This window comes from Vibrio sp. Scap24 (assembly GCF_013394185.1).
GTDB classification, from domain to species: domain Bacteria; phylum Pseudomonadota; class Gammaproteobacteria; order Enterobacterales; family Vibrionaceae; genus Vibrio; species Vibrio pomeroyi.
The window spans coordinates 1,178,137-1,201,100 of sequence record NZ_CP041333.1 but is presented as its reverse complement, the minus strand read 5'-3'; the positions used below and the strand labels follow the sequence as shown (position 1 = coordinate 1,201,100).

Genomic DNA, 22,964 nt, shown 5'->3' with positions numbered 1-22,964 from the left:
AAACAGTGAAAAAAGTAGCCGCAATATTAGATACTTAAGATCGTCTCTCTAAGCCTAGGCTTAAGCGACTTTAGTGATCTTAACTGGACACTTCTTGTAGTCCGTCTGTTTAGACAGAGGATCTGTTGCATCCAAGATCAACTTGTTGATCAGAATTCTTGCATCAAAGAATGGTACGAATACCAAGCCTTGTGGTGGACGGTTACGGCCGCGAGTTTCAACACGCACACGAACTTCACCACGTTTATTTTCGATAAGAACTTCATCACCACGGCGAAGACCACGAGCTTTAGCGTCAGCAGGGTGGATGTAGCAAAGTGCATCCGGTACTGCTTTGTAAAGTTCTGGTACACGACGAGTCATAGTACCTGTGTGCCAGTGCTCAAGAACACGACCTGTACATAGCCACATATCGTATTCATCGTTTGGTACTTCAGGTGGCGCTTCGTATGGAGCATTGATGATCAGTGCTTTACCATCTGGCTTGCCGTAGAAGTCCCAATCAGAACCTTTCTTAGCGTATGGATCTGAACCTTCTTTAAAGCGCCATAGTGTCTCTTTACCGTCAACAACAGGCCAACGTAGACCACGAACTTTGTGGTAGCGATCGTATGGTGCTAAATCGTGACCGTGGCCGCGACCAAAGGCTGCGTATTCTTCGAATAGACCTTTTTGAACGTAGAAACCTTGTGCTTGTGCATCGTCGTTAAGCTCTTGAGCTTCAGACAGAGGGAAAGCATCAACATTGCCGTTTTTGTAAAGCACGTCGTACATGGTTTTGCCACGGTACTCAGGCATTTTCGCAACCAGTTCTTCACCCCAAACTTCTTCAATAGTGAAGCGCTTAGAGAATTCCATGATTTGCCATAGGTCAGACTTAGCTTCACCTACCGTTTTCACTTGTTGGTACCATGCTTGTGTACGACGCTCAGCGTTACCGTAAGCACCTTCTTTCTCAATCCACATTGCTGTAGGAAGGATAAGGTCAGCCGCTTGAGCTGTTGCTGTTGGGTACGGGTCTGAACAAACAATGAAGTTATCTGGGTTACGGTAACCAGGCAGACGCTCAGTGTTGATGTTTGGACCAGCTTGCATGTTGTTATTACACATTACCCAGTAAGCGTTGATCGTACCGTCTTTTAATGCACGGTCTTGAGCAACGGCGTGTTTACCAGGTTTTGCTGGGATAGTGCCTTCTGGAAGTTTCCAGATGTCTTCTGCAATCTTACGGTGTTTAGGGTTCGCAACTACCATATCTGCAGGTAGACGGTGAGAGAACGTACCTACTTCACGAGCTGTACCACACGCAGATGGTTGGCCAGTTAGTGAGAATGGGCTGTTACCTGGAGTAGAAATCTTACCTGTTAGAAGGTGGATGTTGTACACAAGGCTGTTCATCCACACACCACGAGTATGTTGGTTCATACCCATTGTCCATAGAGACATTACTTTGATGTTTGGATCCGCGTATTGCTTAGCAAGCTTGATCAGGTTCTCTTCAGATACGCCTGACATTTCAGATGCTTTTTCTACTGTGTACTCAGCAACAGATGCTTTGTAATCTTCGAAAGAGATAGCAGTCATTGCGCCTGAGTTAGGGTTTGCTGCTGCTTTCTGTAGAGGATCATCGTCACGAAGACCGTAACCGATGTCTGTCGTTGCTTGCTTGAAGTTCGTGTGCTTGTTCACGAAGTCCCAGTTAACTGCATCGTTTTGGATGATGTAGTTTGCGATGAAGTTTGCAATCGCAAGGTCAGACTGAGGGTTGAAGATGTAACCAGTGTCTGCAAGCTCAAAAGAACGGTGGTAGTAAGTAGACAGTACGTTTACTTGAACGTGTGGGTGGCTTAGACGACGGTCTGTAATACGAGTCCATAGTACTGGGTGCATTTCTGCCATGTTTGAACCCCACAATACAAATGCGTCTGCGTGTTCAAAGTCATCGTAACAACCCATTGGCTCATCGATACCGAAGGTACGCATGAATGCACCTACCGCAGAAGCCATACAGTGACGAGCGTTTGGATCGATGTTGTTTGAACGGAAACCCGCTTTCATCATCTTAACGGCTGCGTAGCCTTCCATTACTGTCCACTGACCAGAACCGAACATACCAACACCTGTTGGACCGTTCTTCTTAAGAGATGCTTTCCATTTCTCAGCCATCACGTCGAACGCTTTGTCCCAAGATACTGGTGCGAAATCACCATCTTTGTGGAACTCGCCATCTTTCATACGAAGAAGAGGCTGTTCTAGACGGTCTTTGCCGTACATGATTTTTGAAAGGAAGTAGCCTTTGATACAGTTAAGGCCTTTGTTTACCGGTGCTTCTGGGTCGCCTTGAGTCGCAACCACTTTGCCGTTTTGAGTACCTACTAGTACCGAACAGCCCGTACCACAAAAACGACAAGGCGCTTTATCCCACGTGATTTTTGTTTGATCAGAGCTAGCAATCAGGTTGGTTGCTGTTGCCGGTAGTGTTACACCTGCAACGGCTGCCGCTGATGCAGCTGCGTTTGCTTTCACAAACGCACGTCTTGTCATTTTCATACTTCACCCTCAAGTTGAGAATTGTTGCTTCCAGTTTCTAAATCCGTTTCTTCTAGTCCAGTTTCGATTTGGTGATAAACCAAAGCTGTCCCTAAAACGTTCTTAATGTTGTTTATTGCTTCGATGGTGTCCGTTACAAAACCTTGGTTTTCGGTTTCTAGGACCACGATGATTTTGCCTTCAGGGCTATCTCCGTAGATCTCAGCGTTATCGAATTGCTCGATCTCTGCTTTGATCTCATTGAGATGCTCAGGGCTCACATGCACGACTAAACTTGATATATGCACTTCATTTAGTGCCATAAATTGCTCTCGTTGTTTTTATTTATGCATTACTCACAAGAATAGCTGAAGTAGGGCAAACTGCTACGCAGGCTCCACAACCGTTACACTCATTTAACTCGATTTTTGGTAGAGCAACACTGCCTGCTCTAAGTTGAAATTGAATGGCCATAGGTTCACACATGTCACCACAGCTTCGGCATTCAACGTTTTGTTGCGCTAAACACTTATCAGAAATACGTGCTTTTGCTTGCCAAGGCTCTCCTTGCTTTGGCGTAAAAATGGGTTCAGGACAAACGTCTGCACATTGATAGCAGAACGTACATTCATCAATTGAGAAATCGACAGTAGGAAACCCACCATCGCCTACAATGATTATCTCAGTCTCACAACTCTCGATGCATTTACCGCAGCGAGTGCAGTCATCTGCAAAGCTTTCTAGGTTTTTAATCCAAGGCAAACGAATCTGGCTTGAATCAACTTTTCGTCTAGAAAATAGACGGCGTTTTGATAGATCTACCACTAGATACCCATAGATGTTGCTAAGATGTTGTAATTGTAGGTCATTATTCCATTAATATCTTGTAATTTGTCCTCACAAGTAGTGTAGTTTTAGAAACAATTGTATAAATACCCCCTTAGGGCTAATTGGGGGCATATATTGTCTCAGATCAATAAATTACGAAGCGAGTGATCACATATTGAATGGAGCTATGATTTTTGATGTGTGACAATACGATCTTGCTGGCAAGTCATTTATCAATAGGAAGGCTCTTTTGCTTATAAAACCGGTTTCATCTGTAACGAGTACGATAGCTAAGTCACTGCTATCTATACTGCTGTTGTCGGTTGCTACGACTGGCTTTGCTATCTTTACATTGGCTTCAAGCTTGAATGATGCAGAAGCGGTGAACGTCGCAGGTTCAATGCGTATGCAGAGCTACCGTCTAGCCCATGATATTCAAATAGAATCAGTTGATTATGATTCTCATATCCGTGAATTCGAAAGCTCTCTTTACTCACCTTCGATGACCAATTTGGTAAGTTGGGAAGTTCCGACAGACATCACAGAAGACTACTATCTAATCATTGGCCGTTGGCATGAGCTGAAACGCGTATTGAACAGTGAAGATCGCAAACACTATCTCGTGTTGGTTGAAAACTTCGTGACTGAAATCGATGGCTTCGTTTTTAAGCTGCAAGAATTCTCTGAAGATAAGCTGATTAAACTGGCGTGGGCTGGTGGTATTGGTTTAGGCGGAATTCTCGTCATATCTCTTTTTGTTGTTCACTTTGTACGTAAACAGGTTGTTAAACCACTGCATGCCCTGGTTGGAGCCAGCCAGCGAATCAAGAACAGTGATTTTGAGGTAGAACTCAAAGTGACCAGTAGCAATGAAATGGGTATTTTGACGAAAACCTTCAACTCGATGGCGAAAGATCTCGGCGTACTTTATCGCAATCTTGAAGATGTAGTAGATGCCAAGACGGTAGAACTACAAAATGCCAACCAGTCACTGCAAGCACTTTATAACTCGTCACAAGAGCTCACGGTGACGCGTATCGCGCCTGAAAATTTTCGAGCTATCTTGCAGCACCTCGTAAGCTTGGAAGGGATTGAATCACTGAGGCTCGAAATTGTAGATAACTCAGGCCGTTCATTGATTATGGATGAAGGTTACGATTCGAATTTAGATTACGAAAAGTTCGAGATGAAGTTGGATGATAACGAACTTATTCTTGGCTACTTGTACTGTTCTTATCATCACGGGCATTCTACCAAGGCGCTAATCGAGAGCTTTATTCAACTGTTATCTCGAGCTATTTATTATAATCGCGCCCAAAAGAAAGCCGAACAGCTTATTATTATGGAAGAACGAGCGACGATCGCACGTGAGTTGCACGATTCACTGGCTCAATCACTGTCGTATTTAAAAATCCAAGTTACATTATTAAAGCGTGTAATTGGTAAACTGCCAGAGCAGCAACACAGAGAGCAGTCAGAGCAAATAGCGTCGGAAATCGGTAATGGTTTGGCTGACGCCTATACTCAATTAAGAGAGCTACTCACCACATTCAGGTTGACCATTAAAGAGGGCAACTTTGGAGATGCCTTGAGCACCATGCTTGAGGAACTCAGTGAAAGAACTGATGCGAAGATTAACCTCACCAATAATCTTTCATCGATTGAACTTGATGCACACAGTCAGGTTCACTTGCTTCAATTGATTCGTGAAGCAACAATAAACGCAATAAAACACGCCAATGCCGACTTGATAGATGTATGCTGTATCGATGAGGACGGTGAAGTGTTAGTCGTGATTAAAGATAATGGAGACGGCTTTGACTCAAGTAGTTCTAAAACGAACCACTATGGGATGAGCATTATGCAGGAGCGTGCGGCAAGACTGAATGGCGACTTAACGATTGAAGCAGCTCAAGGTGAAGGCTGTACAGTCATATTGAAATATAAAAGTTTGAAGGAAGTTAAAGTTGACGATTTGTAAAGTAATGCTGGTTGATGATCATCCATTGATGCGCAGAGGTATAAGCCAATTACTGAGCTTTGAAGACGAATTCGAAGTGATTGCAGAAGCAAGTAACGGCACTGAAGCGGTTGCTCTCGCTCATGAAGAAGAACCTGATTTGATCCTTTTGGATCTCAATATGAAGGGCATGTCTGGTTTAGATACCTTGAAAGCACTTCGTACTGACGGTTCAAGCGCAAACATTGTAATCCTGACTGTCTCTGATAGCCCTGCAGACATTGAAGCGATTGTAAAAGCGGGCGCTGATGGTTACCTGTTGAAAGACACTGAGCCGGATGAACTGATCGAACTGCTTAAGCAAGCACACAGTGGCGACAAAGCTTATAGCAGTGTGGTTGCTCGTTACCTAAACGATGCTGGTAGCCGCAATGACATCTTCGACCAACTGACTGAACGTGAAATGCAGATCCTTCAAGAAGTCGCGAAAGGTTACCGTAACAAGCAGATCGCTGACCACCTGTTCATTTCTGAATCGACAGTTAAGGTACATATGAAAAGCCTTTTGAAAAAGCTACAAGTGCCTTCACGTACCGCAGCAACCGTTCTTTACCTAGAGCGTTATGGAGAAATGAAGTAGGGCTTGTTCCTTTGAAATTAAACTATTTCAAGCCGTGCTGTTTACTCATATCTCTTCAGCTTTAACGATGTTGAGAAAGTGATATTAAAAAGGCGCTGAACTTATTAAGTTTAGCGCCTTTTCTGTTTAAGCATTTTATATCTGAATTGGTGTTCTTTTTGCTCTGCTTTTGGTTAATGGAACACAGGAACTTGAGGCTTAAGCCGTCATTGGAACCAATACTAGTGTGCCGAAGATAACCGTGATAAGACCACAGATTACTGGTACTGATGTACGTTTAACAACTTCGAATGGACTGATTTTACCCATACCTGATGTTGCTACTACTACGCCAGATACTGGAGAGATAGTACGACCTAGGTTTGATGCTTGAAGCATTGGAATGATTAGGAACGCAGGGTTTAGTCCCATTTTCGCTGCTAATGATGGCGCAAGCTCTACGAAAGCGTAGAAAGGTGCGTTACCAGAACCTGTCGCGATAGCGGCAGCAACCGTAAGACCTGTCAGGATAAGCATCAGTGCGATACCGCCAGCACCTGCTGCTTCAGCAAGGCCGATTAGGTTATCAATCGCGCCGATAGACATTAGGCCTTGAGCAAATACACCCGCCGCAACCAACAGCATTACCACGCCTTTGAATGCTTCTGCCATGCCTTGGTAACAAGAATCTAGGTCTTCTAGCGTTTTCTCACCGTCGAACTTCTTCACAACGTAATCGATGATTGCGCCAACGAAGATAGAACCAACAACGATAGTGTAGATATCAAGCTTAAGGCCTGGGATCGTACGACCGTTGAATAGGAAAACACCGATGATTGGCAGGAATGGTAGGGCAGCGTAGAAAGCTGGCGCCGTTGTTTCAATTTCAGAAACGTCTACTTTTTCCATTGGTGTGTTTTCTTTCTTATCTAGATACTTGTTCCAGAAGAAAGCAGCTGCAGCCATTACGATGATTGCACAGATAGACACTGGCAGTACCGTTTGAACCGCAAACACATCTAGGTCTAAGCCTGACTTTTCTGCAGCAATAACAACATCACCTGATGTAGGAGAAAGAATGATTGCAGCTGGTGAAGCACATACCGCTACCGCAGCAGGGCGAGAGATACCCATTGCCGTCATCATTGGGAATAGCGTTGCCATCAATAGTACGCCAAGGCCGGTTGCAGAACTTACTGCAAGAGACATTAGACACGCTACGATGTATGCAGCAACAAGTAGTGCGTATGGAGATTTGATAACAGACAGTGGTTTAGAAAACTGTTTCACTACCACGTTGTTTGCGCCGATGTGAGTCATGTAAGAAGCGAAACCACAAAGAAGCATGATTTGCATGCCTAGGCCGCCGCCACGGTACTGAAGCATGTACTTAACGAATTCTAGTGAGTCGGTAACCATGTTACCAGTTGAAGCTACCTTAGCTGGTAAAACTGTGTGACCAATAAGGCCAGTAATAAGAAGTAGGGCAAGGCCAGCAGTTAATAATACACCCGCTGCTTTATAGCCTTTTACAATAAAGTAACCAACAGCGATGGTAATCACTAATCCGATCAAGAGCTCTAACATAGAAATCTCCACAAAGTTTAAAAAATATAAGAAAGTGTTTCAGAATATGACAATGAATGTACAGAAAACTACACTGTGGCACGAGGCATAGTTGAGGTTGATATGATCTAAGACAAACATTTTTTGCGATGTTAATTGTGGTTGTAAATCATGCATAACTACTGTTGTTTAGATGTTAATAAACAAATTATATCGTTCGTTAGAATATAGCTTGGATCACTTTTGTTGTGTGAGGTTGCATATAAAGGTTTTGATTTATAAAATTATGGCTTTTCTAGCTTAGTGGTAGAAATCAAAAGGAAAGGGTTATTTCTTACATTTAGGAAGGTATTTTTTGATTCAAAGGACTAGAGAATCAGAAGATTAAAATCTGACGCCTACATAATTGGGAATTAGCAGACGCCAGAGTTAAGTCACATAAAAGTTACAGAGTTCGACCTGTTGGTAAGGAAGGGTTAGTTGATATTTACGTCCGGATCCGAAATGGAATAAGCGGGCAAGTCAGCACAAGCGACTTTCTTACAGAAATGAATCATCCCGCGTTGAGTCACCAACAACAGTTCTTTGTCGTTCAGTGGAATGTAGGTCATCGCATCGGAAGAAAGCACCGCACCTTCACTGATCATGACTTTCTCATAAAACGAGAGATCTCTATCTGGAATGATCTGTTCGTGTTGAGTTTCGTCTAACGAAATATCGTGTTGAGTGACAACGTAAGTTCCAGACGATGTGAAACCAGCCTCTTTAGTCGAAACATATAACAGCTCGTAACTATTATTCTTCTTAAACTCAATATTCACGGAAGCTTGATTATAAATTATTTTCTCAGGCGGATTGACCACCGATGCTGTATTGGCTAGATAATGACCTTTAAGGTGCTCTTTCGGAATAAAGGTTGTTAACCAGCCGACCAAAATGCCCAATAGAGCCACGACAACGAATATCTGCTTTTCTTTATTCACAAGTAACTCCTTTAAATTCGCTAGGGAAGCTCAAAGATTTTCCTGAATTATCTATGATGATTTTTCGACCCTTATATTCATAAAGAGTGACGTTGTAGAGTTCTTTAAAGGTGAACTCGTCGGTTTCGATTGTACAAGAGATAAAATGTTGCCCTGTAAGATCTTCACCTAAGCTATTTCTGTCTAAATAAGCAAACAAATAATGGGACAAACCCGCGGTTACTATAAATAAAGCAATTAGCGCTAACACATGATTTGTCTTTTTCGTTGGGACTGCTTTTTCTGCTGTCGCGCTTTCTTCTATAGAGCTCTCTGTCGGTTGTTCAGTTTGTTGCGTAGGTTGGGCTTGAATTTTACGTAGTGCGCGTTCTTTATCTTGTGTTACTTGCCCTGCAAATCGGTAGCCTTTGCCGCGTTCAGTGACAATGATCATTCCACTCTTGTCTTCAAGCGCTTTTCGGCAGATAGAGATGGTTTGCATTAAGCTGCCATCTTCAACATAGATACCTTTCGACACCCATACTTGCTCAATCAGAACTTGGCGAGTAATCACCTCATTGGGTCTAGAGATAAAAAACTTAAGGAGCTCTGATTCGTTAGAACCTATTGGGTACGTACGGCCTGTCTTAAAGTGATGGATTTCACTCTCTTCTAAATTGACCTGTATATCATCATTGATAATAAATTCAGCAGACATCTGGGTTCTCATTGTAATAAGCGTTCTAACCTAAATATAACAAATGTCGTTACAAATATAAACTTACTGATTTCGTTATCTTTGATGTTTAAGTTAATGATTTAAATTGAGTTATTAACCTAATTAGATTTCCTTATATACCTTTTTGAGGTTGTTTAATGTGGTTTCAGGTGCTTGGTGTTAGTAGCTATTAGATCATTAACTGGTGACGCTGATTTAGTGGGTGTGGGTTAAGTGCTCAAATTTCTTACGTAGTTCTATCAACGTGTCATTCCAACTTCGTGTTGCCTTGCTCTCTGCGAATAAAAGTCGAACTTACCTCCGACTCAACCGGCAACTCAAATAACGATAAATCGCATGACCACACCAGTTAAATGCGAAAGCTACGAAGGAGCTGTTTTGAAAGAATTCAATAAGCCATATTTATGTGGACTAATCACGCTTGCCTTACTCGGCTGTCAGTCAGAAGACTCGACTCAAGAAGCCGTTTCAGTATTAGTTCCTTACAACATTAATGAATTACCAAAACCGAATGATGGATACGGGTATGACGACGACGGAACCATTACCGGAGTCGGTGAACACACTGCCGCAATGTCATCGACCAATGATGCCTATTATCAGGACTACAACAACTCATACGCCGCTTTAGACGGCTGGGGACTTTGTGCAGAGCCTATTTTAATTCCTCTGCAAAGTGTTAATTCTGATAAGCGTTTTCCACTGAATAATGAAACTTTATCGGGGAATGTGGTGTTAATTAATGAGTCAACAGGTGAGGAAGTTGGCACTCAAATATCAGCTGATGGCTCCAATATTATTATTCAGTGCGAGTCAGGGTTAAAAGAAGGGACGACTTATTCGATCGTTGTGACTGATGGAGTAAAAACTGAATTTGACGAACCTTTAAAAGCAGACGCTAGCTTTGATGAATTGATTTATTCAGGTGTTCCGCTAGAAAGCGATAAGGAAATAAGCCTTCAGGAGCAGGTATTGAATGCGATTGATTCATATTATTCGCTTTATCCCGAGAAGGGTATTCCTGTATATGCCGCGCAGTTTAAAACTCAGAGTTCATATTCGTCACTGGATGCTATGAGAGACAATCATGTAAAGTTTAATACCAAGTTTTTAGACGGTTATGAAAAAGTTCGAGAATTTAATGGAGATTACAATCAATACAGTAAGCAATTAAGAATACCGTCTTACTTGCCTTTTACTGAAGGTCGAGAGTCTGAATGCACCATTGATGAGTTTGACCCGAAAGAAAACTGCCCACCACTCTATGAATGGATTACTAATGCTGATGGTGGCTTCCCTACTGCTGAGATGTCATCCCCTAAAGTAATTGAATTCCTCAATATCACGGCTGATATTTATTTGCCAAATTACGAAGACACTCCAAGGCCGATAGAAACGTCGACCGGATTTCCGACTGCGATATTCATCCACGGTGTTACTGCGGAGCGCGGTACAGCATCGTTGATGGCTGCGGAATATACAAAAAAAGGTTATGCCGTTGTTGCGATTGATATGCCATATCATGGGGAAAGAATGCGTTATGACAACACTGATACTGACCCTAACGATGGCGAAAAAACAGGAGTAGAAATCAGTGCTCGAGCAAACAAGGCGTTCTTCATCAATATTGATTCTCCTTTAGCGCTTCGTTCTAACCTTCAACAATCTGTCTCCGACTTTTTAGGTCTTCGCTACGCGTTAAGCCAAGAATCTTGGGTAAAAAAGGATGATATTCATTTAATCGGACAATCACTAGGGGGAATCATGTCAGTGATGGTGAGTGAATTCAGCCAACCTACTCGTGATTTGGGTGATAACTCAGACTTTGCATTTAACACGGTGAACTTTGTTGTACCGGGACAAGGGCTAACCAATCTGGTTTTGTCTTCGCAGACGTTAGGCCCTGAGATGTCTGAAGGTGTAAAGAAGTCTCCAGACGTTCAGCGTGGCATTGCTGAAACTGTCATTCCTGATATCTGTACCGCAGAGGCAACAAACCAGCAATGTATTGAAGCGCTTCGTGAGTTTGGTGCACTTTCAACAGATAACGCGCTGCTTGTGAGTCAGTTGGAGAATGACATCTTTGATCTGGTTGTAACTGACCTTAAACAAGGGGTTCAAGCAACGATTGATAGTGCCGATCCTGCTAGCTTTATTTCTCGTCAAGTTGCAGTACAACAACCAACTCTTTTGTTAGCTGCCGTCGGAGATTGTGGTGAAACCTGTGATGTTGGAGTTGATTACGTGCCAGACAGCGTAATTCCAAACACAGCACCAGATAACATACGCACTGGTACCGAGCCACTTATTACTGCACTTGGGTTAGATCCAATAACAGGCACATCAGAAAATATAAGTGAAAAACGTGGTGCTGTTAGAACCACCACGGGTGGGCATGGTACGTATTTGTTCCCGTATGAAGGTCCTGTTGATGAAGACGGGCTACCAGGTATGCCGGGAGAGAACATATCTGATGTACTTGAAGCTGTGGACACTCAACAAATCGCCGTTGCTTCAATGGTAATGAGTGACGGTGCAGTAGTCGTCATAAATAACGAAGATCACATCGAAACAGAGGTGCCTCAAGATGAAGAATAAACTTTTATTGGGCACTGCGGCTGCTCTTGTCCCTTGTCTAACCAACGCAGCTGGTTTTCAACTGAACGCACAATCAGCAACCGGCTTAGGCCGTGCGTTTGCGGGTGATGCTGTCATTGCAGATAGCGCAGCGATTGTAGCTAAGAACAGTGCCGCAATGGCCTACATCGAGCAACCTATGTTGTCGGTAGGTGCTGTCTATATCGATAGTGGAATTGATGTATCGAACGTCAGTTACACACCTTTAATGGGTGATACCACATCATTGGATGACCAAGAACTTAGCGCAGGTACGTTAGTGCCGAACATCCATTACGTCCATCCAATTCAAGACTCAAAGTTCACTTTGGGTGCTACCGTGCATTCCAATTTCGGCACTGATGTTGAGTTTGATGACTCATTTTCAGCAGATGAGTTTGGAGGAAAAACGGCACTCTCAAGCATCAACTTTGGCTTTGCTGTCGCTTATGAATTATCTGAAAAGATCAACTTGGGCGCAGGTATTGATGTTATCTACGGTGAAGGTGAAATTCACCGTAAGAACCTACTTGATGTTGATGCCGACGGTTTTGGTTTAGGTGCCAATATTGGTGCAACGTATCAGGTAAATGAGCGCAATAAATTTGGTATTACTTACCGTTACAGCCCCGATATTGAAGTGGAAGGTGACATTACCAAAGGCGGTGTCCCTGCCGACAAGATGAATGTTCCGTTACCAGACACTCTAGAGTTTTCCGGTTGGCACCAGCTCAACGAACAGTGGGCTTTCCATTACAGCCTACAGTGGGTGAACTGGTCTGAATTTGACTCGCTAACATCTGACTCTTATGACGACTCAATTAAAGAGTACCAATGGAAAGATGCAGGGCATATTTCTGTCGGTGGTACGTACACCATGTCGAAAGACATCGTTCTACGAGCGGGTTACATGTACGACATTTCCCCAACTGACGAACTCACATCGTTATCAATTCCTGATGTTAACCGTCATTGGCTAACGGTCGGAGGGACATATAACTTCACGGCTGCCAGTTCTGTGGATATTGGTGTCGGATTTATCATCGGAGAATCACAAGATATTGACGAAAGCCTGACGACGATCCCAGGAACGAGTTCCAATATAACTGCTGATGTGACTGCTGATGCCTTACTCCTAGGTGTACAGTATCAGCATCGTTTTTAACTTTTACTTTGGAGTTCAGAACGTAAAAATTTAGGAATCATATAAAAATTGCAGGGCTCGACAGTGAGTTGAGCCCTTTTCTCATTATTAGCTGTTTTAGCATTATTTAAATAGCTGGAAGCTCATTAAGTAAGAAATAGCTGCTTAGAAAAACGTTTTAATTCAGACGAATTCAACGGTTATGGTTATTAAAAATGAAATTTACAAAGCTTAGTAAAACAATCTGTTTGGCACTGTTTGCCTTACATATCTCTCCATCGTTTGCCCAAGACTCAAACTTAATTCCTGTGACTATCGAAAAAGCTCACAAACAAGCATTCACTTCTTCAATCAACGAGGTTGGCAAAATCAGGGCAACGGATTCTGCTGCATTAACATTTAGTGCCTCCGACAAAATTCTCAACATCCATTTCAAAGATGGAGATTCAGTTAAAAAAGGCGAACTGATCGCTCAACTGGACAATACCAAAGCGAAAGCCGATTTAGACAAAGCAAGAAGCTCTCTAGCGTTAGCAAAGTCGAAATTAAAACGTGTACAAGAATTACTAAAGAAACAGCCTGACTCTATGTCTCAACAAGATGTGGAAGAACTGGGAGAACAGGCGAACCTAGCCGCAGCTGATTTCCGTCAGAAAGAAGCGCTGATGAATGACTATTTATTGGTCGCGCCATTTGATGGGCAGCTAACTAATTTCACCCACTCAGTGGGCAGTAAGATTGATAGCGCAACCGCGTTGGTCAGTTTGATCAAACTCGATCCTGTCGAAGTTCAGTATTCCATTGGACAGTCGGACTTAGGCAACGCAAAGCTTGGGCAGAATGTTTCCATCCAAGTTGATGCATTTGTCGATGAAGCGTTTTCTGGCGTGGTGGATTACATTGCGCCAGCGGTGGACGAAAGCTCAGGCCGTGTAGAAGTGCACGCGCACGTGACTAACCCGGAGCATCGCTTAGTTCCGGGTATGTTTGCCAAAGTAAGTCAGATGACGAGCGAAGATTCAACGCAGATGGTGGTTTCTCAAAACTCCGTTCAAGCCAAAGATGCAGAGCGTTTTGTTTGGGTCGTGAATGGCGAAAAAATCGAGCAACGTATTGTCGAATTAGGCGTGAATACTAACGATGGTTACGTTGTTGTAGAGAAAGGTTTGAAGCTTGGCGATAACGTCGTTGTGACGGGACAACAGAACCTTAAGAAAGCGTCGTTAGTTAAGGTCATGAACCCAAATGCTGAACAGAAAACTGTTGAGTTAATAACGGAACCGACAAGCAAAGAGAACACTCAGAAGACCGCTGAGCCTAAAGTAGAAAAGACCGTAACACAGGTGGACGAAGCACATCCAATTGAACCTTCGGTTGATTGGACGGAAGCATCGAAAGGTGTAGATGAAGCGATCAACGAAAACAGCGAGCAAGCAGAGACTAGCGCGGCTGTTGAGGAATCATCAAGCGAAACTCACAGCAAGGAAACATTAAGCAAGGAAGCTGGAACGAAGGAGAATCTGAATGAAGCTTCCTGAGATATGTATCAAGCACCCTGTGTTTGCGTCAGTTCTGAGCATCACCATTGTTTTGCTTGGGCTTTTGTCGTTTCAAAAGCTCTCAATCCAATACTTTCCAGAACATAAAACACCGTCAGCAACGGTAACGGCTGCGATTAATGGCGCTAGTGCTGAGTTCATGTCGCGTAATGTGGCAGATAAGCTCATTACCGCTGCAACAGGCCTCGACAGCGTGAAAACCATGACGACGGACTGTCAGGAAGGCACGTGTAATCTAAAAATCATCTTTGAAGACGACATTGATGAAGTTGAATACACAAGCCTGATGAACAACCTGCGCAGCAGCGTTGAAGCGATTGGTGATTTCCCGCCGAGTATGACGGATAAGCCAACGGTCACGGATGATTCTTCTGACACCAGTATGCCGAGTAACATCATCACGTTTGTGAATACTGGCAAGATGTCTAAGCAAGACATGTACGACTACATTAGCCAACAAGTCGTGCCTCAATTTAAGCACATCCAAGGTGTGGGTGGCATTTGGGGACCGTATGGTGGTAGCGAGAAGGCGGTGCGTGTTTGGTTGCAACCGGATCGCATGATGGCGCTCAATATGAGTGCATCCGATGTTGTTGGAACATTGAGCTCATACAACGCAACGTTTACCGCAGGTACCATCAAGGGGCAGGTGCGAGATTTCTCCATCAACCCAGTCAACCAAGTAACCAGCGTTGATGATGTAAGAGACTTAGTGGTTCGTGTTGATAACGGTAAGATCATTCGTATAGGTGATATTGCTGAAGTCAAAATGGGTGAGGAGAGTCTTACACCAAGTATTCTGCGTGTAGATGACAATCTAGCGATGTCGATTCAGGTGTTGCCACTGAAAAGTGAAAACCCAGTAACCGTTGCGAATAAAGTTAAGACACAGATTGATGTGATTCAGCCTCAGTTGCCAGAAGGCATTGAGATGAAGATGGTCTACAACCAAGCTGATTTCATTAAAACCGCAATTGATGAAGGCTTCATGACTTTAGTTGAAGCGATAGTTTTGGTTTCAGCGGTTGTGGTTCTGTTCCTTGGCTCTTTTCGAGTTGCTTCAATTCCGATCATCACCATTCCAGTGTGTGTGATCGGTGTATTTGCTGTCATGCATTTACTTGGATTTAGCATCAACGTACTGACGATTCTGGCTATCATTCTCGCCATTGGTTTGGTGGTTGATGATGCGATTGTTGTGGCTGAAAACTGCTACCGTCATATCGAAGAGGGTGAAACTCCGTTCAATGCTGCAATTAAAGGGTGTCGAGAGATCGTATTCCCTGTGATTGTGATGACGCTCACCTTAGCTGTTGTGTATTTGCCGATTGGTCTAATGGCGGGCTTAACCGCTGATCTGTTTAGACAATTTGCTTTCACGCTAGCAGCTGCGGTGATTATTTCTGGTTTTGTGGCATTAACACTCTCGCCAATGATGAGCGCTTACTTGATGAAGCCCGTTTCAACACCAGCGAAGTGGTATCAAAAGGTTGATGCGAAGCTCAATGTTCTGTCTGATGTGTACACCAATGAGCTAGGTAAGTGGTTTGAACGTAAAGCCCTGATGAGCGGTATCGCTTTGGTATTGATTGCGTTGTCTGCATTAGCGGTTTGGAAGATGCCTCAAGTGCTGCTTCCAACGGAGGACACAGGTTTTGTTGAGGTGACGTCAACGCCTCCGACGGGAGTAGGTCGCCAGTACCACCTCGATAACAACGAACAGTTAAACAGTGTGTTTAAAGGCGATGAATCGGTCGAGGCTAACCTGTCTTACATCGAAGGCACACCGACCAATCACGTTTTGTTAAAACCATGGGGAGAGCGTGACCAATCTGCAGATGAATTGGTGAACGAGTTTATCGCCAAAGCGCAAAGTTCAGTTTCTGCGTATGGCATGTCTTTCAAGGTTCGCTCTGCGGATAACTTGAACATTGCGACTAACATGATTCTCGAACTCACGACCGTGAACCGTGATACGACAGTCTTGTCTGACACGGCGAGCAAAGTGGTAGAGGCACTAGAGAATTACGAGGGTGTGACCAACATTAAAAACTCGATGTTGCGTGACCAGTTACGCTATGACTTGTCGATTGACCGTAATGCGATTGTGTTGTCTGGCGTGGATTACGGCAATGTAACCAATGCGTTATCGACATTTCTAGGTTCAGTGAAAGCAGCGGATCTACAGGCGGATGATGGCTATACATATCCAATCCAAGTTCAAGTAAACCTGAGCGATCTTGGTGATTTCAAGGTATTGGATAAGCTGTATGTGGATTCACAGTCGGGTCAAAGGCTACCTTTGTCTCAGTTTGTATCAATCAAACAAGTGACGTCGGAATCGAACTTCAAGACATTCATGGGTAAAGACAGCGCTGAAATTACGGCTGACTTAATGCCCGGATACACAGCAAGCGATGTGAAAGCATACATTGATGACACGGTTCCAAGTTTATTGAAACCGGCACAAAGCTACGAATTCAACGGCATTGTAAAAGATCTCGTTGATTCAACCGCTGGTGCACAGGTGCTGTTCGTATTGGCGTTGATTTTTATTTTCCTGATTCTGGCGGCGCAATTTGAAAGCTTTGTTGACCCTATGATCATCTTGCTAACGGTTCCATTGTGTATCGTCGGTGCGATTTTAACACTGTCGGTATTTGGTCAAAGCCTTAATATCTACTCTAAGATCGGTTTGCTGACTTTGGTTGGTCTTGTCACTAAACACGGTATTTTGCTGGTGGAGTTTGCGAACGAGAAACGTAAATCGGGTGCGAGTGCGCAAGAAGCGGCGATCAGCAGTGCACGTTCAAGATTACGTCCTATCTTGATGACGTCGCTGACGATGATCTTAGGTTCATTGCCGTTAGCGCTGGCTGATGGTCCGGGTTCATTGGGTCGTATTAATATTGGTCTGGTACTGGTCGGTGGCTTGTCTGTCGGAACTTTCTTCTCATTGTTCTTAGTGCCTGTCGCGTATGTCGGTATGGCGAACCTAAAGCAAATGGATGTGTTGACTCGATTGAGAACCAAACCAGCCTAATCTATCGAGTCGATTGACAGTTAACGTAATCGAAGAAACGAAAAAGCGCCCACCATTATTCATGGTGGGCGCTTTGTTATTTACTGTATTAGCCGTCTGAACAGGCTAATCCCATCCTAATCGAACCGATTAAAACGGAGCGAAGCTGTCAGGCACAACCGTTGGTACCGTCCAACGCTGATGAGCATCTATCGCTTCCAATCCTGAGTTGTGCTGTGGGATCTGTCCACGGTCGCCATATAACCACAATACGAAGTTAGAGCGTTCACCACTGGTAATTGGCAGTGCGGCGTGTGCTACGTTTCCTCGGTGGATCATTGCCATGCCGGGTGTAAATGTCGCCTCATTCATTTTGCCTGTTGCCGGGTCATAAAAGTTGAGTGCAGAGCCTGAAAACGCTTCATCGGGTAAATTCAGATTGATATTGAGCGTGACAGAAGATGCATCGGTATGAAGGCGCAAAGATGTGTCTTTGTTCGCTTGATACTGAATAGAGAATCCAAAAGTTTGCGTATCGTAGCCCATGATTTCTGGGAACAATAAACGCGCAATTGGACGCATGTAACTGTCGAGCAGGTCGCGATAAAACGCTTGAAAACTCGGCGCTGCTAAGTAACCTTCAGATCGGCTATCCAGCATCGCACCACCTCGGTTGAGGACTATGCCATAAGGCGGGCGCAACGGGATTTGAGCCTTAGATACTTCTTCTAAGTAATCGCGCAGTCCGGCCAAACGCTCTGGATCAAAAAACTGGAATTTAAACACACCAGGTGAGACTTCTTCGAGCAGGTCTTGTACTGCAATTTCTTTCGTTGGATCTTGCCATGCCTGTCTAACGGCTTCACGCAGGCGAGCATCCAGTAGTGAATCATCGAATTTTAGCTGGCTGCCTTCTGCACTCACTTCCCACTCTTTCCAAGCTTCACTGAACAGACTTTTATTGCTGTCCCAAAACTGTTGCACAGAAGGAGCTCGTTGAAGCATCGCTTCGCGTGTTGGTAAATCGATGGCGCGTGCACGCTCTAGTTGATTAGATAACATAATGTATTCGCTCCTTTTGTTTGCTTGAGTCCAATCTATTACACCAAGGTTTGTAGATAAACGGGGCATTAAGCAAAACAGAATTAACGTTTTCTATATAATCAACAGTAAATCGAGAAGAAAGGGGAAACGAACAAGAAGGCTCTATATTGGTGACTAAAAACAAAAACAGCGCATTACTGAAGGAATCAATGCGCTGTTTAAAGAGAGTGAGGGCTTATCGGGTTAGAGCCTGCTGTTCGTTGTATCTAAGACTTAGTTAAGCGTGATTAGTTATGATCAATATTGATCTTCGCGAAACTGACCGAGAACACTTGCCCTGCAAACTCTCTTGAAGGTTTTATTTGAGCGTAAAGGCCAGCTTTAAAGTAATACTCTTCCTCTAACCATGCCTTTGAAAGGGTAACTTTGTTGCCATCACGGTCTTCTGTTTCGACACCCCAAGGTAAGAATTGCTCTGTTAATTCATCATTAATTAGTGTTGAAAGGTAAATACCCTGGTCGTTGAGACGAATTGTGTAATCCCAATCAAGGTTCGCAGGTGCATAGCCTAGGTTGACACTAAACGGCTTACAGTCGCTGCAAATTTGGTTTCCTGACAGAAAGGAATCATTTAGAACGACACGTACTGGTTTGTTTTCACCATCCCACTGTAATTTCACGAGCGCTTGTTTAATGTCTTTACCATGGATTTGGCCAAGAACCACTTTTGGGTCACTACCCGTTACATCTTTATCCGGAAATTGATCAACGCTTAGTGTTGCTTTGAGTTCATGTGTTCCTGTTACTGCCCAGTTTTGCTCTTTAGTGCTGCAACGATTTTCGGAATCATAGTTGTATAGCTCACGAAGCTCAGAACGAACGTATTTTGTGTTTGGTGTTGTAGAAACTTGGCCGCCAAGATCTACTGTAAATTTGAGACGCTCTTCGCCGTTAACTGATTCACGAGAGAACCAAGGGAGATTAGTACCGTTGGTTAAGTACTCTTTACCATTGCATTCTTGGGGAATGAGCTCGGCTGCGCTACTACGACCATTGTCGTAATAATCGTCGCCACTGACTGGAAGGGTGATTTTCCATTGTTCTATGTTCCAGTTACAGCCGGTACATGTTGTAAGGTCTGATTGGTCGCTTTTAGCGTTGGCTTCACAGCCTGCGAGTAATAAACCGCAAGAAATAAGTGCAGCAATCTTGAAGTGTTTTACAGTTTGTTGAGAGTTGAACATAAAAAGTGATTTGTAATACAAAAGGTAGGCGGACTTTAGCGATAAATTACGGGATTTTCATTGGTCCGAGTGTGGTTTTACATTTAGCTGACAGAGCTTTGAGCGATCGATTCCAAAAACACATCTCAATACAATTTTTCTAAGTAATAGAAGTAGGTGTTGGGTCGATGAATCGAGAGTTTGTATAGGTCTTGGTAATGATTTACTGGACGATCACGCAAATCCTTTTGCATGTTCGATGGGGGAAATCTTTCTTAGAAGTCGTAATTTAGGTTCATTGAGCTGTAGATCTCGCTGTTGCTTTGGTCTGAGGCGACAGTGGTGTTGTAAATGTATTCGGTATCAAACGTCAGTGCTAAATTGCCCATCAGAATGTTCTTTAGATAACCCTTTAGGTTGTAGTTTGTGTTCTCTTCACCGTAGGCCATGTTTGCAGTTGCGCCCATAGAGAACGTTTCTGTAAGCGTTAGAGATCCATCGATACTGGCATTAACGATCAGTTCGTAGTTCTCTTTGTTTGGGAACTCTTCGTCGGAGGATTGTCGTTTACTGATTCGGTAACCCGGCCCCGCAGAGCCTTGAAGCTTGATTCTTTCGGTATCGTAAAAGTGACGACCCAAACCGGTCGCGGTAATGAATTGCTTACGATAGGTACCATAGTGGTCGTGTTCAAAACGTGTTGTCGCGACTAAGTAAGTTACCTCGTTTAGGTCATAGCTAATGCCATAGTTGGTGGTATAGCGATTAGTACCATCTTCATCATTTTCAGCATCGGTATAGTAGGTGTCGAACTGGACACGTTGTCCCCAGTTTTCCTTTTTGTAGCCTACGGATATCCCAGAATTGATAGACAAAGATGAACTGGTGTTTTGAGAGTAGATAAACCCCAATTTGGTTAACGTTGTGAAGGGCGATTCGTCTTCTGATTCCGACTTTTCTTCCAATATCGCTTCATCTTGCAAGACTTGCTTATCTGTAAGCTCACGCTGTTCTATAAGTTCAATTGGTTCCGTAAGTACGGGCTCTTCGGTCGGTACCGTTTCTTCAGCGAAAAGTGACATGGATAAGACCGTTGCGACCAAAGGTAACGGGTTGAAATTGGTTTTGTTTAGAGCTGTGTTTTGTATTGGACGTGTTGTTCTTGAGATAGCGTAGGTCGACATAATGGTTAGGTATATAAGTGATTGAACACGACCAACTAACAGTTAGTCGTGATGAGTAGTCAGTGTTCGAGCCAAAAGATGGACTGAGTTACGACGCAATAGGTAAAGGGGAGAAGATAGTTTTGATCTCAGAAAACCCGTTGCCACGATGAGGGTTGAAATCTTCAATGTGCACAAAGAATTCAAGGATCTCAGAAGGTTTGTCGTCTTCAATCAATAAGAACTCCAGCAAACCTTTCTCTACATGGCACGAAAGAATCGTCTCATTGGAATGACTAGGAGAAACCTGCTCAACATTGATTACGACGCTTGTCTCGGGTAAGACATTGAAAGAGTCCTGAGCACATTTAAGAACACAGCTACACACATACTCTCGATACAAGGCATTACTTTCAGATAGGGACAGGGTCTCTAGCTTTACCTCACCTTGGCACAATACCTTTTTCTCTTTAGGGATGACGTTGTGCTTATTAACCTGAATGTTGATTTCTAGCAGGTGACCATTCTTGTAGGTATTAAAGTTATGGTTGATCAATTTAGTGTCGACCACTGCGGCGTTGATAGGGTTCTGTTGCGCTTCAGAAAGGGCAGACAGCTTCGCTTGGCTATCGTTATCCAAAACACCTTTCGACAATTGATTGCCTTTGGCCCAGTAGCTGTAGTTCTGCACCCAATGTACAAATTCAGTTTTGTATTGTTCGATGTCTTTCTCTGCCGCTCGCTCAATATTGGCGGTGAGGGTATACAACTTGGATTTGTTGCCCAGCAGCATGTCGAGCCAGTTGGGTTTGTACTCGTCGAGCGCTTCCATGGCTTTGACTTTATGGTCGAAGCGAACCGTTGGCATTACAGGAGCCGGTTCCATAGCAATCGACTCCCAATTCACTTTTGGTGTAGGAATGGTATGGACGGATTGGATTAAGTGCAGGTGTTGATTGAACAAGGTCACTTCATTGACCGCGTCCTCAAGTTGTTTGGTATTCATCTACATTCCTGTCGACGGTTGCTCTTGTCATTGGGCGTTCATTTTATGGTCAAAGCGCGCGAACAGTATTTAAATGAAGGTGAATGATCTTTCGTGAGGTTGTTTGATATCGGTTTAGGAATATTTGGGGAGGATGAAACTGGTGTTATGAGCAGGAAGTGCGCATTTACACAGAGAACAGGCGTCCTCTGTGTTGGTTATATGCAGTGCTAGATTAAGTCTTACCTTTGGCGTCTGGCGACCAAAGTGAATCGGTAATCGTTAGATGTGAAGTAGTTGCGGCTGTATTCAAATACGGTGTTATTGGCGAGATAACCACGAGTACGTTTTTCAATAATCGGTTGAGCAGGGTCGATTCCTAACTGATGAGCTACATCTTCTGGTGGAAGGATCGGCACCAGTTCCTGCTCACTTCGATCAATCACCATGCCTTTGGTGTTTTCAATAAAGTTGTATTTTGATGTTTGCATCACTTGATACGTAAGGTCTGGGAACAGAGCAACAGGCAACCAGGTTTCTTCAACCGTGATTGGGTTGTTGTCGATGAAACGGACACGCTTTACGTAGAAAACCAATTCGCCTTCTTTAATATCTAAGTGTTCAGACATAGCTAGAGAGCAGGGCTTCATTTCAAAAGCGAGAACCTCACTGTGGGTAACGACATCTAAATGCGCCCACTTTTCTTGAAAGCTAGATTGTTTATAGATGTCGTAATTGATTTTGTTCTCTTTAACGTAAGTGCCGCTGCCTTGCACGCTTTCAAGTTCATCATTTTCGATCAGTAGCTTGAGCGCTTGTCTAACCGTTACACGGCTGACAGAAAATACTTCGCGTAACTGCGCTTCTGTTGGAAGTGCTTCTCCAACCTTATATTCGCCAGAACTGATCTTTTCTCGTATTGCATCTGCGATTTGGCGATACATCGGGAGTCTTGCCATTTTTGCCTCATTTGTGCGCTAGAACAACTAGACTTTGTTTAACAAC

General features: G+C 43.7%; 17 protein-coding genes. 6 read left to right on the top strand and 11 right to left on the bottom strand.

Annotation, left to right across the window (positions count from 1 at the left end):
- Nucleotides 1-60 precede the first annotated feature (60 nt).
- Genes napA through napF form a run of 3 tightly spaced genes read right to left on the bottom strand, consistent with a single transcriptional unit; the run spans nucleotide 61 to nucleotide 3,354 of the window.
- Nucleotides 61-2,550: a periplasmic nitrate reductase subunit alpha gene (gene napA, locus FLM53_RS20770; protein ID WP_176679593.1), complete on the bottom strand. Its 2,490-nt coding sequence runs from the start codon at nucleotides 2,548-2,550 to the stop codon at nucleotides 61-63.
- A complete protein-coding gene (locus tag FLM53_RS20765) occupies nucleotides 2,547-2,852 on the bottom strand; it encodes a chaperone NapD (protein ID WP_017058194.1) in 306 nt (101 codons plus the stop codon). Before FLM53_RS20765 ends, napA begins: the two co-directional genes overlap by 4 nt.
- Before the next feature lie 22 nt (nucleotides 2,853-2,874).
- Entirely contained in the window at nucleotides 2,875-3,354 is a 480-nt protein-coding gene (gene napF, locus FLM53_RS20760) for a ferredoxin-type protein NapF (protein WP_123285648.1), read from the bottom strand.
- A 253-nt stretch (nucleotides 3,355-3,607) separates the two neighbouring features.
- On the opposite strand from napF, the gene narQ reads away from it, so the two are divergent.
- Both narQ and FLM53_RS20750 read left to right on the top strand, forming a co-directional pair.
- The gene (gene narQ, locus FLM53_RS20755) at nucleotides 3,608-5,338 is read left to right on the top strand and encodes a nitrate/nitrite two-component system sensor histidine kinase NarQ (protein ID WP_123285647.1); all 1,731 of its coding nucleotides are present in this window, start codon (nucleotides 3,608-3,610) and stop codon (nucleotides 5,336-5,338) included.
- Nucleotides 5,325-5,957, top strand: coding sequence for a response regulator (locus FLM53_RS20750; protein WP_008219279.1), 633 nt, complete (start codon nucleotides 5,325-5,327; stop codon nucleotides 5,955-5,957). The genes narQ and FLM53_RS20750 overlap by 14 nt, the downstream gene beginning before the upstream one ends.
- A gap of 198 nt (nucleotides 5,958-6,155) precedes the next feature.
- On the opposite strand, the gene dcuC is transcribed toward FLM53_RS20750, so the two are convergent.
- The 3 genes from dcuC to FLM53_RS20735 all read right to left on the bottom strand — a co-directional run bounded on the left by dcuC (nucleotide 6,156) and on the right by FLM53_RS20735 (nucleotide 9,182).
- Nucleotides 6,156-7,523 (bottom strand): anaerobic C4-dicarboxylate transporter DcuC, encoded by a 1,368-nt coding sequence (gene dcuC, locus FLM53_RS20745; RefSeq protein WP_123285646.1) that lies wholly within the window; start codon nucleotides 7,521-7,523, stop codon nucleotides 6,156-6,158.
- A 455-nt stretch (nucleotides 7,524-7,978) separates the two neighbouring features.
- On the bottom strand, nucleotides 7,979-8,485 hold the full coding sequence (locus FLM53_RS20740; RefSeq protein WP_176679594.1) for a hypothetical protein: 507 nt from the start codon (nucleotides 8,483-8,485) through the stop codon (nucleotides 7,979-7,981).
- Nucleotides 8,478-9,182, bottom strand: a complete 705-nt coding sequence (locus tag FLM53_RS20735) for a winged helix-turn-helix domain-containing protein (RefSeq protein ID WP_176679595.1) — start codon at nucleotides 9,180-9,182, stop codon at nucleotides 8,478-8,480. The genes FLM53_RS20740 and FLM53_RS20735 overlap by 8 nt, the downstream gene beginning before the upstream one ends.
- A 357-nt stretch (nucleotides 9,183-9,539) precedes the next feature.
- Between FLM53_RS20735 and FLM53_RS20730 the strand changes: the two genes are divergently transcribed.
- From FLM53_RS20730 to FLM53_RS20715, 4 genes are all read left to right on the top strand, one after another.
- On the top strand, nucleotides 9,540-11,801 hold the full coding sequence (locus tag FLM53_RS20730; RefSeq protein WP_176679596.1) for a lipase: 2,262 nt from the start codon (nucleotides 9,540-9,542) through the stop codon (nucleotides 11,799-11,801).
- Nucleotides 11,791-12,984, top strand: a complete 1,194-nt coding sequence (locus FLM53_RS20725; RefSeq protein WP_176679597.1) for an outer membrane protein transport protein — start codon at nucleotides 11,791-11,793, stop codon at nucleotides 12,982-12,984. Before FLM53_RS20730 ends, FLM53_RS20725 begins: the two co-directional genes overlap by 11 nt.
- 194 nt (nucleotides 12,985-13,178) lie before the next feature.
- Nucleotides 13,179-14,501: an efflux RND transporter periplasmic adaptor subunit gene (locus FLM53_RS20720; RefSeq protein ID WP_176679598.1), complete on the top strand. Its 1,323-nt coding sequence runs from the start codon at nucleotides 13,179-13,181 to the stop codon at nucleotides 14,499-14,501.
- The gene (locus FLM53_RS20715) at nucleotides 14,488-17,565 is read left to right on the top strand and encodes an efflux RND transporter permease subunit (protein WP_176679599.1); all 3,078 of its coding nucleotides are present in this window, start codon (nucleotides 14,488-14,490) and stop codon (nucleotides 17,563-17,565) included. The genes FLM53_RS20720 and FLM53_RS20715 overlap by 14 nt, the downstream gene beginning before the upstream one ends.
- A 129-nt stretch (nucleotides 17,566-17,694) precedes the next feature.
- Here FLM53_RS20715 and FLM53_RS20710 read toward each other — a convergent pair whose 3' ends face one another.
- The 5 genes from FLM53_RS20710 to FLM53_RS20690 all read right to left on the bottom strand — a co-directional run bounded on the left by FLM53_RS20710 (nucleotide 17,695) and on the right by FLM53_RS20690 (nucleotide 22,918).
- Nucleotides 17,695-18,606, bottom strand: coding sequence for a 2OG-Fe(II) oxygenase (locus FLM53_RS20710; RefSeq protein ID WP_176679600.1), 912 nt, complete (start codon nucleotides 18,604-18,606; stop codon nucleotides 17,695-17,697).
- A gap of 269 nt (nucleotides 18,607-18,875) precedes the next feature.
- The gene (locus tag FLM53_RS20705; protein ID WP_176679601.1) at nucleotides 18,876-19,832 is read right to left on the bottom strand and encodes a polysaccharide lyase family 7 protein; all 957 of its coding nucleotides are present in this window, start codon (nucleotides 19,830-19,832) and stop codon (nucleotides 18,876-18,878) included.
- A 254-nt stretch (nucleotides 19,833-20,086) separates the two neighbouring features.
- On the bottom strand, nucleotides 20,087-20,893 hold the full coding sequence (locus tag FLM53_RS20700) for a DUF481 domain-containing protein (protein ID WP_370779585.1): 807 nt from the start codon (nucleotides 20,891-20,893) through the stop codon (nucleotides 20,087-20,089).
- Between the two features lie 190 nt (nucleotides 20,894-21,083).
- Nucleotides 21,084-21,980: a hypothetical protein gene (locus tag FLM53_RS20695; RefSeq protein ID WP_176679602.1), complete on the bottom strand. Its 897-nt coding sequence runs from the start codon at nucleotides 21,978-21,980 to the stop codon at nucleotides 21,084-21,086.
- Nucleotides 21,981-22,201: 221 nt separating this feature from the next.
- On the bottom strand, nucleotides 22,202-22,918 hold the full coding sequence (locus FLM53_RS20690) for a GntR family transcriptional regulator (RefSeq protein WP_176679603.1): 717 nt from the start codon (nucleotides 22,916-22,918) through the stop codon (nucleotides 22,202-22,204).
- Between the last annotated feature and the right edge of the window lie 46 nt (nucleotides 22,919-22,964).

Bases quoted from the DNA above. Each gene is read 5' to 3' on its own strand.
- FLM53_RS20730 (WP_176679596.1), top strand. From the start codon at position 9,540: ATGACCACACCAGTTAAATGCGAAAGCTACGAAGGAGCTGTTTTGAAA.
- dcuC (WP_123285646.1), bottom strand. From the start codon at position 7,523: ATGTTAGAGCTCTTGATCGGATTAGTGATTACCATCGCTGTTGGTTAC.
- FLM53_RS20725 (WP_176679597.1), top strand. From the start codon at position 11,791: ATGAAGAATAAACTTTTATTGGGCACTGCGGCTGCTCTTGTCCCTTGT.
- FLM53_RS20705 (WP_176679601.1), bottom strand. From the start codon at position 19,832: ATGTTCAACTCTCAACAAACTGTAAAACACTTCAAGATTGCTGCACTT.
- FLM53_RS20695 (WP_176679602.1), bottom strand. From the start codon at position 21,980: ATGAATACCAAACAACTTGAGGACGCGGTCAATGAAGTGACCTTGTTC.
- FLM53_RS20710 (WP_176679600.1), bottom strand. From the start codon at position 18,606: ATGTTATCTAATCAACTAGAGCGTGCACGCGCCATCGATTTACCAACA.
- FLM53_RS20700 (WP_370779585.1), bottom strand. From the start codon at position 20,893: ATGTCACTTTTCGCTGAAGAAACGGTACCGACCGAAGAGCCCGTACTT.
- FLM53_RS20765 (WP_017058194.1), bottom strand. From the start codon at position 2,852: ATGGCACTAAATGAAGTGCATATATCAAGTTTAGTCGTGCATGTGAGC.
- FLM53_RS20720 (WP_176679598.1), top strand. From the start codon at position 13,179: ATGAAATTTACAAAGCTTAGTAAAACAATCTGTTTGGCACTGTTTGCC.
- napA (WP_176679593.1), bottom strand. From the start codon at position 2,550: ATGAAAATGACAAGACGTGCGTTTGTGAAAGCAAACGCAGCTGCATCA.
- FLM53_RS20735 (WP_176679595.1), bottom strand. From the start codon at position 9,182: ATGTCTGCTGAATTTATTATCAATGATGATATACAGGTCAATTTAGAA.
- FLM53_RS20690 (WP_176679603.1), bottom strand. From the start codon at position 22,918: ATGGCAAGACTCCCGATGTATCGCCAAATCGCAGATGCAATACGAGAA.
- FLM53_RS20715 (WP_176679599.1), top strand. From the start codon at position 14,488: ATGAAGCTTCCTGAGATATGTATCAAGCACCCTGTGTTTGCGTCAGTT.